The organism is Mesorhizobium sp. USDA 4132 (genome assembly GCF_056279545.1).
This window is the reverse complement of sequence record NZ_JBWCCP010000001.1, coordinates 3,430,917-3,446,493: the sequence shown is the minus strand read 5'-3', so window position 1 is coordinate 3,446,493 and position 15,577 is coordinate 3,430,917. Positions and strand designations below refer to the sequence as shown.

The 15,577-nt window shown below is 61.8% G+C and carries 13 protein-coding genes; 7 read left to right on the top strand and 6 right to left on the bottom strand.

Annotation, left to right across the window (positions count from 1 at the left end):
- Positions 1 to 99 precede the first annotated feature (99 nt).
- Positions 100 to 582: an Hsp20 family protein gene (locus tag ACZ9IU_RS17570; RefSeq protein WP_038545126.1), complete on the top strand. Its 483-nt coding sequence runs from the start codon at positions 100 to 102 to the stop codon at positions 580 to 582.
- A 90-nt stretch (positions 583 to 672) separates the two neighbouring features.
- Here the strand turns inward: ACZ9IU_RS17570 and ACZ9IU_RS17565 are convergent, their stop codons facing one another.
- The 3 genes from ACZ9IU_RS17565 to ACZ9IU_RS17555 all read right to left on the bottom strand — a co-directional run bounded on the left by ACZ9IU_RS17565 (position 673) and on the right by ACZ9IU_RS17555 (position 2,406).
- Positions 673 to 1,086 carry a DUF2442 domain-containing protein gene (locus ACZ9IU_RS17565; protein ID WP_038545124.1) on the bottom strand — a complete coding sequence of 138 codons (414 nt, stop codon included), beginning with the start codon at positions 1,084 to 1,086 and terminating at the stop codon, positions 673 to 675.
- Positions 1,073 to 1,321: a DUF4160 domain-containing protein gene (locus tag ACZ9IU_RS17560; RefSeq protein WP_080719206.1), complete on the bottom strand. Its 249-nt coding sequence runs from the start codon at positions 1,319 to 1,321 to the stop codon at positions 1,073 to 1,075. The genes ACZ9IU_RS17565 and ACZ9IU_RS17560 overlap by 14 nt, the downstream gene beginning before the upstream one ends.
- Positions 1,322 to 1,404: 83 nt before the next feature.
- On the bottom strand, positions 1,405 to 2,406 hold the full coding sequence (locus tag ACZ9IU_RS17555; RefSeq protein WP_051899804.1) for a bile acid:sodium symporter family protein: 1,002 nt from the start codon (positions 2,404 to 2,406) through the stop codon (positions 1,405 to 1,407).
- Positions 2,407 to 2,495: 89 nt separating this feature from the next.
- Between ACZ9IU_RS17555 and ACZ9IU_RS17550 the strand changes: the two genes are divergently transcribed.
- The gene (locus ACZ9IU_RS17550) at positions 2,496 to 3,353 is read left to right on the top strand and encodes a LysR family transcriptional regulator (protein ID WP_038545115.1); all 858 of its coding nucleotides are present in this window, start codon (positions 2,496 to 2,498) and stop codon (positions 3,351 to 3,353) included.
- Between the two features lie 9 nt (positions 3,354 to 3,362).
- On the opposite strand, the gene ACZ9IU_RS17545 is transcribed toward ACZ9IU_RS17550, so the two are convergent.
- Positions 3,363 to 4,415, bottom strand: a complete 1,053-nt coding sequence (locus ACZ9IU_RS17545) for a threonine aldolase family protein (protein ID WP_038545112.1) — start codon at positions 4,413 to 4,415, stop codon at positions 3,363 to 3,365.
- Between the two features lie 477 nt (positions 4,416 to 4,892).
- Between ACZ9IU_RS17545 and gltB the strand changes: the two genes are divergently transcribed.
- The 4 genes from gltB to ACZ9IU_RS17525 are packed head-to-tail and all read left to right on the top strand — an operon-like array spanning position 4,893 to position 11,817.
- Positions 4,893 to 9,614 (top strand): glutamate synthase large subunit, encoded by a 4,722-nt coding sequence (gltB, locus tag ACZ9IU_RS17540; protein WP_157885165.1) that lies wholly within the window; start codon positions 4,893 to 4,895, stop codon positions 9,612 to 9,614.
- A 60-nt stretch (positions 9,615 to 9,674) separates the two neighbouring features.
- Positions 9,675 to 9,947, top strand: a complete 273-nt coding sequence (locus ACZ9IU_RS17535) for an antitoxin (protein ID WP_244447434.1) — start codon at positions 9,675 to 9,677, stop codon at positions 9,945 to 9,947.
- The gene (locus ACZ9IU_RS17530; protein WP_051899802.1) at positions 9,947 to 10,342 is read left to right on the top strand and encodes a type II toxin-antitoxin system VapC family toxin; all 396 of its coding nucleotides are present in this window, start codon (positions 9,947 to 9,949) and stop codon (positions 10,340 to 10,342) included. The genes ACZ9IU_RS17535 and ACZ9IU_RS17530 overlap by 1 nt, the downstream gene beginning before the upstream one ends.
- A gap of 20 nt (positions 10,343 to 10,362) precedes the next feature.
- The gene (locus ACZ9IU_RS17525; protein ID WP_038545105.1) at positions 10,363 to 11,817 is read left to right on the top strand and encodes a glutamate synthase subunit beta; all 1,455 of its coding nucleotides are present in this window, start codon (positions 10,363 to 10,365) and stop codon (positions 11,815 to 11,817) included.
- 63 nt (positions 11,818 to 11,880) lie between these two features.
- Here the strand turns inward: ACZ9IU_RS17525 and ACZ9IU_RS17520 are convergent, their stop codons facing one another.
- A complete protein-coding gene (locus tag ACZ9IU_RS17520; RefSeq protein WP_244447433.1) occupies positions 11,881 to 13,059 on the bottom strand; it encodes an SGNH/GDSL hydrolase family protein in 1,179 nt (392 codons plus the stop codon).
- A 156-nt stretch (positions 13,060 to 13,215) separates the two neighbouring features.
- Positions 13,216 to 14,436 carry a lytic murein transglycosylase gene (locus ACZ9IU_RS17515; protein ID WP_038545102.1) on the bottom strand — a complete coding sequence of 407 codons (1,221 nt, stop codon included), beginning with the start codon at positions 14,434 to 14,436 and terminating at the stop codon, positions 13,216 to 13,218.
- Positions 14,437 to 14,637: 201 nt separating this feature from the next.
- Between ACZ9IU_RS17515 and galU the strand changes: the two genes are divergently transcribed.
- Complete coding sequence (gene galU / locus ACZ9IU_RS17510; RefSeq protein ID WP_038545092.1) at positions 14,638 to 15,525, top strand: UTP--glucose-1-phosphate uridylyltransferase GalU; 888 nt, start codon at positions 14,638 to 14,640, stop codon at positions 15,523 to 15,525.
- Positions 15,526 to 15,577 lie beyond the last annotated feature (52 nt).

The window sequence follows — 15,577 nt, the reverse complement described above, 5'->3', positions numbered from 1 at the left end:
GCGGGCGCCAAACGGGTCCGCTGAACGGGACCGCATCGCCAATCAAGGGATGCGCAAACCCAGATGAAAACCGCAACGTCGCTTCCCAAGGAGGACTCCATGCGTCACGTCGATTTCTCGCCCCTTTATCGTTCCACCGTCGGTTTCGACCGTCTTTTCAACCTGCTCGACAATCGCGGGCCGGCAGATCAGACGCCGAGCTATCCGCCCTACAATATCGAGCGGACCGGCGATAACACCTATCGCATCACCATGGCCGTTGCCGGTTTCGATGAAAAGGAACTGAGCCTCGAAGCCCATGCGAACGTGCTGACCGTGAAGGGTGAAAAGAGCGAAGACGAAACTGCTGCCGAACAGAGCGAATACCTCTATCGCGGCATCGCCAAGCGCGCCTTCGAGCGCCGCTTCCAGCTCGCCGATCATGTCGAAGTGCAGTCCGCTTCGCTGAAGAACGGCCTGCTCCATATCGATCTCCTCCGGAACATTCCGGAAGCCATGAAGCCCCGTCGGATCGCGATTGCCGCAGACGCAGTCGCTCCGAAGACGATCGAGGCTCAGGTCACCCCGCAGCAGGTCAACTAACCCGCTGCCGGGCACCCGGTCGATATAGTCGAGCAAGCCCAATGCGGCCCTTCCTCTTGGGGGAAGGGCCGTTTTTCGTTTTTTTGGGGATTAACTTGCTGCGGTCTTTCGCGGACGGCCACCCTTGCGACCATTTTCCCGGGCCGTTGCCGCTTTCGCCGCTGAGCGGACCTTACCTCCGGCTGCACCCAATTGAGCGGCCATCCAGCGTTTCGATCCAAAAATGCCCTGGAGGAGGCCGGGGACATAGACGTCGACGTCAAGTTTCGGCCAATGAAGGCCAAGGCCCGTGGGGCTGATCTCAATCCCGGAGAGTTCATCCGGGGAGGCTTCGGAAAGGCCTTCGATCTTTTCCGTCGGAATAGCCACCTGGACATCAGTGTTCAGTCCGATCACGACGCGGGACGAGCGTCGATCATAACGGGCGGACACGGCATAACCCGCCTCCCGCTGAGCCTGCATACGTTCTTCGGCTGCTCTCAGTTCCTGTTCAGAAATCGCCATGATGGGCACTCCATGCCGCACAAAGAGCGGCTATTTCTTCTGCGAGGGCTTCCTCGATGCGGCGGAGTCCCGCGAGTTTGAAACCGTAGCTCTCCCGCAACTCCAGTGGTCCGCCGGGACAGTTCAGGATGAAAACCGCTTCTCCGTTGCCCCCTTTCACGTGAACATGCGCGGGACGGTGATCGTTGGGATAGATCACGACGCGTAGGCCAGCAAAGCGTAAAACGGTCGGCATGGTTCAATATAGTAAAACCCAAGCGCTTTGGAAAGTGCTTGGGTTTCAATATCTCTGGTCGTAAAGGTGAATAACGCGGCCCCTCAAGCCGCCGCCGGTGCCACGACCGCATCCTTCTTCGCCTTCAGGCGGTTCGCATATTTCTGGGCGATGACGGCGCAGGCCATCAGCTGGATCTGGTGGAAGAGCATCAGCGGCAGGACGATGGCGCCGATCGAGGAGGACTGGCCGGAGAAGATGGCGTTGGCCATCGGCACGCCGCTTGCGAGCGACTTCTTCGAACCGCAGAAGGTGATGGTGATTTCGTCCTCCTTGTTGAAGCCGAGCGCGCGGCTGCCGAACATGGTGATGCAGATGACGACTGCCAGCAGCGCCATGTCGACGAGGATGACGACGCCGATATCGAGCGCGGAGAAGGTGTGCCACAGGCCTTCCATGACCGCTTCCGAGAAGGCGAGGTAAACGACCATCAGGATCGAGCCGCGGTCGACGGGGGCGAGCATCTTCTTCTTCGAGCGGATCCAGTTGCCGATCCAGGGCTGCAGGATCTGGCCGACGACGAAGGGGGCGAGAAGCTGCAGCAGGATGCTTTCGAGCGCATCCCAGGAAAAGCCGGCGTCGCCGGTGGTCGACAGCAGGATGCCGGCGAGGAGCGGCGTCAGGAACATGCCGAAGATGTTGGAGCCGGAAGCGGCGCAGATCGCCGCCGGCACGTTGCCGCCGGCCATGGAGGTAAACGCGATCGAGGACTGCACGGTCGAAGGGAGCACGCAAAGGAAGAGGATGCCGGCATAAAGCGGTGCCGCCAGGATATTTTCCGGAATAAATCCGATCATCAGCCCGAGAATCGGGAAGATCGCGAATGTCGTCAGCAGGATCGTCAGGTGCAGGCGCCAGTGCAGGACGCCGGCCACCACTACGTCGCGCGACAGGCGCGCACCATGCAGGAAGAACAACAGGCCAATGGCGATGTCGGTCGCGACGTTGAACCAATCCGCATAGATGCCATGGATCGGCAGGACCGAAGCGAGGATGACGGTGCAGACGAGAAGGACCGTGAAGCGGTCCGGCAGAAAACGGCTCATGGGCGAGGTTCCTCGGATTTGAGGATTTACCCTTCACTTATCATGAAGCAGAATTCAAACACTAACAGTTATCACGGTAACGGATAGCCATGCTGAACCTTCATCACCTGAATAGTTTCGTCATGCTGCAGCAGACCGGCAGTTTCACGGAAGCGGCGGCCCGGCTGGGCGTTGGCCAGTCGACCGTCACCCAGCATATCCAACGGCTGGAAAAATCGCTCGGCCGTCAGTTGGTGTTTCGCGATACCCATCAGGTAAAGCTGACGGCGGAAGGCGAGGCGCTGCTCGGCTATGCGCGCGGCATGCTGGATATGAACGGCAAGGTCGCCTCGCTGTTCGGCGAAAGCCGGTTGCGCGGGCGGTTGCGGCTCGGAGTTTCGGAAGACGTGGTGGCGAGCCGGCTGACGTCGATCCTCGAAGATTTCATCCGGCTTTATCCGCTGGTCGATCTGGAACTGACCGTAGCGCTTTCCGCGGTGCTCTACCAGATGCAGGACATTGGCGATCTCGATCTGGTGCTCGCCAAGCGGCATATCGGCGAGACGCATGGGCGGCTGCTTTATCGCGAACCGCTGGTCTGGCTGGCACGCGATCCGGACCATGTCCTGTCGCGTGGCGATGCGTTGCCGCTGATCGCGTTTCCGCCGCCGAGCATTACAAGGCGCGTCGCCCAGGAGGCGCTCGACCGGGAAAAGATGGCCTGGCGGATCGTCTGCACCTGCGGCAGCTTGAGCGGGCTGACGGCGGCGGCGCGGGCCGGCATGGGCGTGCTTGTCCAGCCACGCAGCATGGCGCCGGCGGGGCTCAAGGAAATCGCCGCGGACCGGCTGCCGGTGCTGGAAGACGTGGAGTTCGTGCTGGTCCCACGGCGCGGCGCCGATGCCGCGCTCATGGAAGCGCTGTCGAGCCTGATCGTGGCGCAGATCGCGCCGCAGCGTCAGGTGTAGGTTGAGGCTTCAACCCGCTTTGCAGATCGCCAAAAACTGGTCGATGTCCTCTTCGGTGGTGGCGAACGAGGTCACGAGGCGGATCAGGGTCTCGTCGTCCTTTACCGGCTCCGGCATGTTGTTCGGCACCGGCCAGCCGTAGAATTTTGCGCCCCTGGCTTCGGCGGCCTCTGCCGACGCCTTGTTGAGCACGGCGAAAACCTCGTTGGAGGTCGTGTCCCAGGCAAGCCTTGTGCTGTTCAGCGAGCCGATGCCGGCGCGCAGGCGGTCGGCCATGCTGTTGGCGTGGCTTGCCATGTTGAGCCAGAGGCCATCCTGCAGGTAGGCGTCGAACTGGGCCGAGATGAAGCGGGTCTTGGAAAAGAGCTGGGCGGCGCGCTTGCGGATGAAGGCGAAGTCCCTGGCGAGTTCCGGATTGAAGAACACGATCGCTTCGGCACACCAGCAGCCGTTCTTGGTGCCGCCGAAGGAGAGGATGTCGATGCCGCGCTTCCAGGTCATTTCGGCGGGGGAGACGTCGAGCGAGACCAGCGCGTTGGCGAAACGGGCGCCGTCCATATGCACCGGCAGGCCGTTCGCCTTTGTGATCGCGGTAATCGCGTTGATCTCGTCGAGCGTATAGATGGTGCCGGTCTCGGTGGCCTGGGTGAGGGTGACTGCGGCGGCGCGGCCGTGATGCAGCGAATCCTGCGGAAAGCCGGCGATGCGGGCGCTGAGCTTCTCCGGATCCATCTTGCCGTCTTCACCTTCGACGGGGACCATGCGCATGCCGGAAAAGAAGTCGGGCGCGCCGCATTCGTCCTCGATCACATGCGCTTCCGTGTGAGAGAAGGCGACGCCGCCGACCCGCGCGATGCTGGCGAGCGACAGCGAATTGGCAGCCGTACCAGTAGAGACGAAATAGACCGAGACCTCCCGCTCGAAGATCTCGTTGAAACGGGCCTCTACCGCCTTGTCGAGATCGCTGTTGCCATAGGCGGCGGCAAACCGGGTCGACTCCTTGGAGAGGCGTTCATTGATCGAAGGATGGGCGCCGGCCCAATTGTCGGAAGCGAAAAACATTCTGAAAAATACCCTGGAAGTTTTGTCTCGGAAGCTTGGGGAGATTAATCTTTTTGAACCGGTAATCAATCGGCGAGGGCGGTCGAGCGGCCAAAACGGTTAGGTCAGCACCCGCCACGCTTTAAAACGCCCTCGATTGTAATTAAATTTCCACATCTACGCCATTCGGCGTAATCTTCTGTCGCAAAAGGCGGGAGATTTTTAATGACCGCTCTTGTCGCGGGTTAACTTCTATGGCATAGATTTTGGAAATTAGGACAGAAGTACTGTCCTAATTTCGGGAAATGAAGCGTTATTTTGCGTGTCTTTCCCGCTGACGTTCGCGCCGATCCGGGTTATGTTGCGCTGCGAAGCTGCAACCGCACCGGAGCGGCGCCATCGCATGAAGCACGGGATGGAGCCTCGGCCTGTCATCCCCAAGAGACAATTGAGAGCCACTTTGCCCGCTGCCGAAGGCGGCCAACAGGAGGAATGACGATGACGAAGACCATCTCCGAGATATCCGGCGCTGAAGCCCCGATGTCGGCTGAGACGACAGTTCGCGTTCCATTTGCCGCCGGCGGTTTGCCGATGGCTCAGGGCCTCTATCACCCGCGCAATGAGCACGATGCCTGCGGCGTCGGCTTCATTGCCCATATGAAGGGCAAGAAGTCGCACCAGATCGTCAAGGATGGCCTGTTCATCCTCGAAAACCTGACGCATCGCGGTGCCGTCGGCGCTGATCCGCTGATGGGCGATGGTGCGGGCATCCTGGTGCAGATCCCCGACCGTTTTTTCCGCGAGGAGATGGCAAAGCAGGGCTTCACCCTGCCGAAGGCCGGCGAATATGCCGTCGGCCATATCTTCATGCCGCGCAAGGCGGATGAAATCGAGCACTACAAGAAGGTAATCCAGGACGTCGTCGCGGAGGAGGGGCAGCAGTTCCTCGGTTTCCGTGACGTGCCGGTCGATAATTCGTCACTTTCCAAGGCGCCTGACATCGCCGCCACCGAACCGCATCACGTTCAGGTCTTCATCGGCGCCGGCAAGGATGCCGCGACCAACCATGATTTCGAGCGCAAGCTGTTCCTGATCCGCAAGGTGATCTCCAACCGCATCTATGACGCGTTCGGTGGCGTCGACATGGGTTTCTATCCGGTGTCGCTGTCGTCCTCGACGATCGTCTACAAGGGCATGTTCCTCGCCTATCAGGTCGGTGCCTATTACAAGGATCTTGCCGACCCTCGGTTCGAGACGGCGGTGGCGCTTGTCCACCAGCGCTTCTCGACTAACACGTTCCCGTCGTGGAAGCTCGCGCATCCCTACCGCATGGTCGCCCATAACGGCGAAATCAACACGCTGCGCGGCAACGTCAACTGGATGGCGGCGCGCCAGGCGTCGGTCTCCTCGCCGCTGTTCGGTGAGGACATTTCCAAGCTCTGGCCGATCTCCTACGAAGGCCAGTCGGACACGGCCTGTTTCGACAACGCGCTCGAGTTCCTCGTGCGCGGCGGGTATTCGCTCGCCCACGCGGTGATGATGCTGATCCCGGAAGCATGGGCCGGCAACCAGTCGATGTCGAAGGAGCGCAAGGCCTTCTACGAATACCATGCCGCCCTGATGGAGCCGTGGGACGGTCCGGCCGCCGTTGCCTTCACCGACGGTCGCCAAATCGGCGCGACGCTCGACCGCAACGGTCTGCGTCCGGCCCGCTACATGGTCACCGACGACGACCGGATCATCATGGCGTCCGAAGCGGGCGTGCTGCCGGTGCCGGAAGAGAACATCGTCAAGAAGTGGCGTCTGCAGCCCGGCAAGATGCTGCTGATCGACATGGAAAAGGGCCAGATCATCTCCGACGAGGAGCTGAAGTCCGAACTTGCGACCAAGCATCCTTACGGCAAGTGGCTGGACAAGACCCAGCTCATCCTCGAAGACCTGAAGCCGGTGGAGCCGCGGGCGCTGCGTCGCGACGTGTCGCTGCTCGACCGTCAGCAAGCCTTTGGCTACACCTCGGAAGACACCAAGATCCTGATGTCGCCGATGGCGACGACGGGCCAGGAAGCCATAGGCTCGATGGGCACCGACACGCCGATTTCGGCCATGTCGGAAAAGTCGAAGCTGCTCTACACCTATTTCAAGCAGAACTTTGCGCAGGTCACCAACCCGCCGATCGACCCGATCCGCGAGGAGCTCGTCATGAGCCTCGTGTCGTTCATCGGTCCGCGCCCGAACATTCTCGACCACGAGGGGGCTGCGAACGCCAAGCGCCTGGAAGTGCGCCAGCCGATCCTGACCAATGGCGACCTCGAGAAGATCCGCTCGATCGGCCACACCGAAGACCGGTTCGACACCAAGACGCTCGATTTTACCTATGATATCGAGCGTGGTGCCGAAGGCATGCCGGAAATGCTGGACCGTCTCTGCGAACGTGCGGAAGCGGCGGTCAAGGGCGGCTACAACATCATCGTGCTCTCCGACCGCCAGATCGGCCCGGACCGCATCGCCATCCCGGCACTGCTGGCGACGGCTGCCGTGCACCATCACCTGATCCGCAAGGGGCTCAGAACCTCGGTCGGTCTCGTCGTTGAATCCGGTGAGCCGCGCGAAATCCATCACTTCTGCTGTCTCGCCGGTTATGGCGCAGAAGCCATCAACCCCTATTTGGCCTTCGACACGCTGACCGACATGCACATGCGCGGCGAATTCCCCAAGGAAGTGGATTCCTCGGAAATCGTCTATCGCTATATCAAGGCGGTCGGTAAGGGCATCCTCAAGGTCATGTCCAAGATGGGCATCTCGACCTACCAGTCCTATTGCGGTGCGCAGATCTTCGATGCCATCGGCCTGTCTTCGGGTCTGGTCGAGAAGTATTTCTTCGGCACGGCTTCGAACATCGAAGGCGTCGGTCTGGAAGAGATCGCTGAGGAAACAGTTTCCCGGCACCACGCCGCGTTCGGCAAGGACCCGGTCCTGGCCTCGACGCTCGATATCGGCGGCGAATATGCCTACCGCATGCGCGGCGAAAGCCATGCCTGGACGCCGGATGTAGTCGCGACGCTGCAGCATGCCGTGCGCGGCAACAGCCAGGAGCGTTACCGCGAATTCGCCGAGATGGTGAACGAGACGGCAGTGCGGATGAACACGATCCGCGGCCTCTTCAAGATCAAGTCTGCCGAAGCGATCGGCCGCAAGCCTGTCTCGATCGACGAGGTGGAGCCGGCTGTCGATATCGTCAAGCGGTTCTCGACCGGCGCCATGTCGTTCGGCTCGATCTCCCGCGAGGCGCACACGACGCTCGCGATTGCGATGAACCGTATCGGCGGCAAGTCGAACACCGGCGAGGGCGGCGAGGAAAGCGACCGCTACATGCCGCTGCCGGACGGTTCTCAGAACCCGGAACGCTCGGCGATCAAGCAGGTCGCTTCCGGCCGCTTCGGCGTGACGACCGAATACCTGGTCAATGCCGACATGCTGCAGATCAAGGTGGCGCAGGGCGCGAAGCCCGGCGAAGGCGGCCAGCTGCCCGGCCACAAGGTCGACGCGACGGTTGCCAAGACCCGGCATTCGACGCCGGGCGTCGGCCTCATCTCGCCGCCTCCGCACCACGACATCTATTCGATCGAAGATCTGGCTCAGCTGATCTACGACCTGAAGAACGTCAACTCGACCGCCGACATTTCCGTCAAGCTCGTTTCGGAAGTGGGCGTCGGCACGGTTGCAGCAGGTGTGGCCAAGGCACGCGCCGACCATATCACGGTCGCCGGCTTCGACGGCGGCACCGGTGCATCGCCGCTGACCTCGCTGAAGCATGCGGGGTCGCCTTGGGAAATCGGCCTTGCCGAAACCCAGCAGACGCTGGTGCTGAACGGTCTTCGCTCGCGCATCGCGCTGCAGGTCGACGGTGGCCTGAAGACCGGCCGCGATGTCATCGTCGGCGCGCTGCTCGGTGCCGACGAGTTCGGTTTCGCGACCGCTCCGGTGATCGCTGCCGGCTGCATCATGATGCGTAAGTGCCACCTGAATACCTGTCCGGTCGGCGTGGCGACGCAGGATCCGGTCCTGCGCAAGCGCTTCAAGGGGACGCCGGAGCATGTCATCAACTACTTCTTCTTCGTCGCCGAAGAAGTGCGCGAGATCCTGGCATCGCTCGGCTTCACCCGTTTCGACGAGATCATCGGCATGGTCGAGCTTCTCGAAAAGGACCAGATGATCGCCCACTGGAAGTCCAAGGGCCTCGATTTCTCGAAGATCTTCCATAAGGTGGAGGCTCCGAAGGAGGCGACCTACTGGACGCAGCGCCAGAAGCATCCGATCGATGACATTCTCGACCGCAAGCTGATCGAGAAGTCGCAGGCTGCCCTTGAGAACAAGGAGCCGGTGGTCTTCGAAGTGCCGATCAAGAACGTCGACCGTTCCGTCGGCGCGATGCTGTCGGGTGCGCTTGCCAAGCGCTGGCGCCACAAGGGCCTCAAGGACGACACGATCCATGTGACGCTGCGCGGCACGGCCGGACAATCGTTCGGTGCCTTCCTTGCGCACGGCATCACCTTCGATCTGGTCGGTGACGGCAACGACTATGTCGGCAAGGGCCTGTCGGGCGGCCGCATCATCGTGCGCCCGCCGGAGAACTCCAGGATCGTCGCGGAGAACTCGATCATCGTCGGCAACACCGTGCTCTACGGCGCGATCACCGGCGAATGCTATTTCCGCGGCGTTGCCGGCGAGCGCTTTGCCGTTCGCAACTCCGGTGCCATCGCGGTCGTCGAGGGCGTGGGTGACCACGGCTGCGAATACATGACCGGCGGCATCGTCGTCGTGCTCGGCGAGACGGGCCGCAACTTCGCGGCGGGCATGTCCGGCGGCGTCGCCTACGTGCTCGACGAGAGCGGCGATTTCGCCAAGCGCTGCAACATGGCGATGGTCGAACTCGAGCCGGTTCCGGAAGAGGACGACATGCTGGAAAAGCTGCACCATCACGGCGGCGACCTCATGCACAAGGGACGTGTCGACGTCTCCGAGGACATGACGCGCCACGACGAGGAACGCCTCTACCAGCTGATCTCCAACCACCTGCACTACACGGGCTCCAACCGCGCCAAGGAGATCCTCGACCGCTGGAGCGAATACCGCCCGAAATTCCGCAAGGTCATGCCGGTCGAATACCGCCGTGCTCTGGTGGAGATGGAGCGGATGCGGATGGGCGTCGCTGCGGAGTAACTTCACCGGGCATCATTGCTGTGATATGCTGGCGGCATATGACGACGATGGAGTATGGAGATGAACGAACACATAAGGGAGTCTCGTGAGGATGGTGGCGTTACCGTCAGCATCTTCAAAAATGGTCGCAGCCGTGCAGTACGCATACCGAAGGAATTCGATCTGGATGGCGACAAGGTCGTGATGGTGAAGCAGCCAGATGGATCGATCCTCATTCGAACGGCGGTAACTGCCGGGCTGATCGACTATCTCAGGCAAGCTGAAGCTTGGACTGGGGGAGATTTTATCGCGAGTGACGACGATCTGGCGCCGCTTCATGAGATCGACCTTTGATGCGCTTCATGCTCGATACCAACATCGTTTCGGCCATCGTCCGTGATCCTCGCGGCAAGGTGTTCGAGCGGTTGGCTGAAGTGGGAGAACAGAACGTCTTCATCAGCATCATCACCCATGGTGAGGTCTGGTATGGCGTCAAGAAGAACGGCTCTGAGGAATTGGCGCGTAAGGTCGCCGCAGTCACGCGGAGGTTTTATGTCGCTCCGCTCAACCTGCCGGTAGACCAGCGCTATGCCGACATTCGGCAGGCATTGAGACAGGGCAAGAATATCGGTCCAAACGACCTCTGGATCGCTGCTCATGCCCTTGTATTGGATGCGGTCTTGGTGACGAACAACGAGAGTGAGTTTTCCCGGGTGCCGGGATTGAAGATTGAGAACTGGCTGCGGTAGCGGCGAAGTAGAGGTAGAACATGGGCAAGGTAACGGGTTTCCTGGAGATCGACCGGCAGGTGGGCAAGTATCAGCCGGCCTCCGATCGCATCCGCCATTTCCGCGAATTCACCATCCCGATGTCGGATGCGGAGGTCACCAAGCAGGCGGCGCGCTGCATGGACTGTGGCATTCCCTATTGCCACGGCCCGACCGGCTGTCCGGTTCACAACCAGATCCCGGACTGGAACGACCTCGTCTACAACAACAAGTGGGAGGAGGCGATCCGCAACCTCCATTCCACCAACAACTTCCCGGAATTCACTGGCCGCGTCTGCCCGGCACCCTGCGAGGAAGCCTGCACGCTGAACCTCGAGGATGCGCCGGTCGCGATCAAGACGGTCGAGCAGGCCATCGCCGATAAGGCCTATGAGCTCGGCTTCATCGCGCCGCAGCCCGCAACCGTTCATACCGGCAGACGAGTGGCGATCATCGGTTCCGGCCCCGCCGGCATGGCGGCTGCCCAGCAGCTCGGCCGCGCCGGCCATGAGGTGCATGTCTACGAGCGCGAGTCCAAGGCCGGCGGCCTGCTGCGCTACGGCATTCCGGACTTCAAGATGGAGAAGAACTTCATCGACCGTCGCGTCGAGCAAATCACCGGCGAAGGCGTGACCTTCCATTACGGTGCCAATATCGGCGTCGACATTCCCGTCGAGAAGCTGATCGCCGAACACGATGCGGTGCTTTATTGCGGCGGTTCGGAAACCCCGCGGCCGGCCGGCATTCCAGGCGTCGAGCTGCATGGTGTCTATGACGCGATGCCTTACCTCGTGCAGCAGAACCGTCGCCTCGGCCGCGAAAACATCGACAGCGTCGCCTGGCCGGCCGATCCGATCCTCGCCGGTGCCAAGCATGTCGTCGTCGTCGGCGGCGGTGATACAGCGTCGGACTGCGTCGGCACGGCCTTCCGCCAGGGCGCAGTCAAGGTAACCCAGCTCGACATCCGCCCGCAGCCGCCGGAAAAGGAAGACAAGCTCGCCGTCTGGCCGTTCTGGGCCACCAAGATGCGCACCTCGTCCAGCCAGGCCGAAGGTGCGGTGCGCGAGTTCCAGGTGGCGACGCTCGAATTCGTCGGCGAAGACGGCCAGCTCATCGGCGTGCGCTGCTGCGAAGTCGACGAAAGCCGCAAGCCGATCGCCGGCACGGATTTCATCATCAAGGCGGATCTCGCCTTCATCGCCATCGGCTTTTCAGGCCCTCTGACGGACGGTGTTCTGAACGAGCTCGAAGGCAAGCTGACGCTGAATGTCGACCGCCGCGGCTCGACCAATGTCGTCGCCAACGACAAGGACTACAAGACTTCGGTCGACAAGTTCTGGACCGCCGGCGACGTGCGCCGTGGCCAGTCGCTGGTCGTCTGGGCGATCCGCGAAGGCCGCCAGGCAGCGCGGGCGATCGACGAGGCGCTGATGGGAAGCTCGGTTCTGCCGCGGTAAGCGGGAGCGGAATTCAATAACGTGGGAGCGATCTTGCTCCCACGCCAACGATGACAACTGCTGCTACTGGGCCACTTTCACCTTGTAATCATCAACCCGTCCGGCCGGTGCGGGGGCCAGTTCGCCGCGCCTGACCAGTTTGTCGCGCGGCGTTTCGACGAGGACCGGCGGGAGCGGGGCTGCGCCGAGAAGATCCTTGCCGCCGTCGAGTTCGGGGTCGGAGAGGCTGATCGGATGGGTCGGGACCGCCTGGCCGGGCGAGGCGGGAAGGGCTGACAGTGCCGGCAGGTTCGAACCGTCGAGCTTGATGACATCGGGGCTTGCCATTTCGCCGAGATGCCGGCGGGCCAGTTTTTCCACGTAGAAGGCGAGCTTCTGTTTGCCGGCCTTGGTGAAGGTGATGCCGTCGGAACCGCGCAGGCGCACCTGCTGGCCGTTGACGTCTGAGCCGGTGATGACGAACTTGCCGTCCTCGTCGACGAAACCTTCCCAGATGTCGACGAATTCGCCGCCGGCCTTTTCAACCTGGTTGCGATAGATGGCGTTGAGCGTCACGGCGTCTGCGGTTGCGGTCGGCGACTGGAAGGAGGGCAGGCCGACCCAGAGAAGCGGCAGCTTGCGGGAAGTGACGATGCCAACGAGCCGGGTCACCCGCCGCTCGTATTCCTTGAACCAGGCGTCGCTGCGGAACTTTTCCTTGGTGCTGCCGATCGTCATCTGCTGGCGGTCATTGGCGCCGAGCATGACGACGACGACGGCCGGCTTCACCTCGTCGAGCATGGCGGGGAGTTCCCCCGGCCAATCGAAGTGATCCTCGCGGACGAGACCGGAGGAGCCGTCGCTGCGCTCGGTGATCGCGACGCCGGGAGCGGTCGCAAACGCCGTTTCCAGCTCGCTGCCGATGCCGCCGGCCATGAAGTCGCCGACCACCAGAACCTGTTTGGCATTGTCGATTTTGGCAACCGGTTCCGGCGCAGCCGGCACCATTGGCTGCACCGGGCGGGGAGCGGCTGCCCGTCCCGTGCTGCGGCGCGGACGCGGCCTCATATCGATGATCGAGCCATCCCGGTCGTAACGGCGTCGGCTATAAGGAGGAGGCTGCTCATAGCGGTCGTCGCGCTCGTAACGCGGGCCGCCGAACAGGTAATCGAAGAGGTTGCGGCGCGGGAGAGGCTCCTGGGCGGCGGCCGGCCGCGGCGCGACCGGCAGGGCGAGCAGCACCGCGAGGAGGAGGAGAGCCAAGCGTGCCCATCCTCTGCTCCGCAGGGGCTCGTTCAGCCCGGCCCCGTTGCAGCCGGCCTCGTTTTGCCCGGATTTATGCAAAGCCTTCATGTCTCCGCCGTCCCGCACGCTTGCGGGAGATTCCTTGTAAACGATGTGGCGCGAAGCACCTTCTTGTCAACGCAAAGCTTCGAGAAGCGACTTCGACGGCTCGCCGCTCTGCTGCATGCCGAGGCGTTTCTGGATTGCCGAGATCGCAGCCTTCGAGCCGGAGCCGAAATTGCCGTCGACTTCGCCCTCGTAGTAACCGAGTTGCTTCATGCGGTTCTGCAGTTCGAACTTCTGCTTGATGTCGAGCGTGCCGTCGGGACGCGGCCAGCTCTGCTGGACGCCGCCGAAGCCGGCGATCTCGTCGGCGAGCAGGCCGACGGCCAGCGCATAGCTGTCGGCGGCGTTGTATTTCTTGACGGTGAAGAAATTGCCGAGCATCAGGAAGGCCGGTCCACTCTCACCGGCCATCATCTTCAGCGTCGCCCTGTCGGCGCCGCGCGGGAAACTTTTGCCGTTCGGGCGGGCAAAACCGAGCTTCGCCCATTCGCCGAGCGCCTTGGTCTGGCCTTCGTAGCGGGTGCCATTGGCCGGAAGCACGGTTTCATAACCCCAGGTCTTTCCGCTCTGCCAGCCGTTCTTGGCGAGCAGGTTGGCGGACGTGGCGAGCGCATCCGGGACCGAATGCCAGATGTCGCGCTTGCCGTTGCCATCCGCGTCGATCGCGTAGAGCAGGTAACTGGTCGGGATGAACTGAGTATGGCCCATGGCGCCGGCCCAGGAGCCGGTCAGCTGCTTGGGGGTGATATCGCCCGACTGCAGGATCTTGAGCGCGGCGATCAGCTGGGTGCGGGCGAACTTGGCACGCTTGGGGTCGCCCCAGGCAAGTGTGGCGAGCGCCTGCGGCACGTGGTGCAGGCGCTCGGGTTTTTCGAGCGCAGCGCCGTAGTTGGATTCCATCGACCAGATGGCGAGCAGGATGTTCTTGTCGACGCCGAAATGGCGTTCCAGTGCGGCAAGCGTCGAGCCATGCTTGGCCGCCATCTCGCGGCCAATCTTGACCGTATAAGGGTTCACGCGGCTGTCGAGGTAATCCCAGATCCTGGACGTGAATTCGGGCTGATAGTTCGCCTTCTCAAGCACGTCCTGATCGGGTTCGCTGACACCGGCGAACGCTTTCTCATAGGTGGAACGGGTGATTCCGCTCTTGGCGGCGGTATCGTAGAATTTTACGATCCACGCCTTGAAACCGGCGTCTGCCTGGGCATCTATCGGCATGGCCGCCGCGGCGAGCCCGGCGATCAGGGAGAAGGCAAACCCTCGAAAGAGGTTGGTGCGAAGGGTCTTCATCGGCAGTCGGGTCCAGTCTTCTTTTTACCAAGCCTTGCGGCAAGAGTGGCATGCGGCTTAACGATGTAATAACAGGATTGGGTCAACAAATTCTTTACCATAGAAACCGGACCCACGGCAGTCTTTGCGAAACGGTAGCAATTCGTCATTAGATGCCGAGATTTGAATATTCGCACAATGACGTGCTTTCAGGAGGCGTGAGTGGCACAACAACAAAAGATCCGTAAGGCAGTGTTTCCGGTAGCAGGTCTGGGCACGCGCTTCCTGCCCGCGACCAAGGCAGTGCCGAAGGAAATGCTGACCGTGGTCGACAAGCCGGTCATCCAGTACGTCGTGGATGAGGCGGCCGAAGCCGGGATCGAACACTTCGTTTTCGTGACGGGTCGCGGCAAGGGGGTCATCGAAGACTATTTCGACATTCAGTACGAGCTGGAGCAGATGCTGCGCGAGCGCAACAAGAATGCCGAGCTAACCCTGCTCGCCGGCCTTCTGCCGGTTGCCGGCACCGCCAGCTTCACGCGCCAGCAGGTGCCGCTCGGGCTTGGCCATGCGGTCTGGTGCGCCCGCGACATCGTCGGCAACGAGCCTTTCGCGGTCCTGCTTCCGGACATGATCATGGCCGGTGGCAAGGGTTGCCTGAAGGGCATGGTCGATCTTTATGCAGAGAGTGGTGGCAACGTCGTCGCGGTGCAGGAATGCGATCCGGACCAGGCGCATAAATACGGCATCGTCGGCATCGGCGCGCCGGTTGGCGAAGGTTTCAAGATCACCCAGATGGTCGAAAAGCCCGCCAAGGGCACGGCACCGTCCAACCTCTACATCAACGGCCGCTACATCCTGCAGCCGGAGATTTTCAAGATCCTGGAAACCCAGGAACGCGGCGCCGGCAACGAGATCCAGCTCACCGACGGCATGCTGACGCTCGCCAAGGCTCAGGAATTCGCCGCCTATCCGTTCAAGGGCGACACGTTCGACTGCGGCGCCAAGGACGGCTTCATCCTGGCAAACCTCGCCTTCGCCCTGCAGCGCGCCGATATCCGTCCTGCAATCGAAGGACCGATGAAGGCGCTGCTCGCCTCGCTGAAGTAAATCTTTCCGACCGGCGATTTGCCGGTCCGGACGTCACGCAAACCCCTCATGG

Bases quoted from the DNA above. Each gene is read 5' to 3' on its own strand.
- ACZ9IU_RS17570 (WP_038545126.1), top strand. From the start codon at position 100: ATGCGTCACGTCGATTTCTCGCCCCTTTATCGTTCCACCGTCGGTTTC.
- ACZ9IU_RS17565 (WP_038545124.1), bottom strand. From the start codon at position 1,086: ATGGCGATTTCTGAACAGGAACTGAGAGCAGCCGAAGAACGTATGCAG.
- ACZ9IU_RS17560 (WP_080719206.1), bottom strand. From the start codon at position 1,321: ATGCCGACCGTTTTACGCTTTGCTGGCCTACGCGTCGTGATCTATCCC.
- ACZ9IU_RS17555 (WP_051899804.1), bottom strand. From the start codon at position 2,406: ATGAGCCGTTTTCTGCCGGACCGCTTCACGGTCCTTCTCGTCTGCACC.
- ACZ9IU_RS17550 (WP_038545115.1), top strand. From the start codon at position 2,496: ATGCTGAACCTTCATCACCTGAATAGTTTCGTCATGCTGCAGCAGACC.
- ACZ9IU_RS17545 (WP_038545112.1), bottom strand. From the start codon at position 4,415: ATGTTTTTCGCTTCCGACAATTGGGCCGGCGCCCATCCTTCGATCAAT.
- gltB (WP_157885165.1), top strand. From the start codon at position 4,893: ATGACGAAGACCATCTCCGAGATATCCGGCGCTGAAGCCCCGATGTCG.
- ACZ9IU_RS17535 (WP_244447434.1), top strand. From the start codon at position 9,675: ATGAACGAACACATAAGGGAGTCTCGTGAGGATGGTGGCGTTACCGTC.
- ACZ9IU_RS17530 (WP_051899802.1), top strand. From the start codon at position 9,947: ATGCGCTTCATGCTCGATACCAACATCGTTTCGGCCATCGTCCGTGAT.
- ACZ9IU_RS17525 (WP_038545105.1), top strand. From the start codon at position 10,363: ATGGGCAAGGTAACGGGTTTCCTGGAGATCGACCGGCAGGTGGGCAAG.
- ACZ9IU_RS17515 (WP_038545102.1), bottom strand. From the start codon at position 14,436: ATGAAGACCCTTCGCACCAACCTCTTTCGAGGGTTTGCCTTCTCCCTG.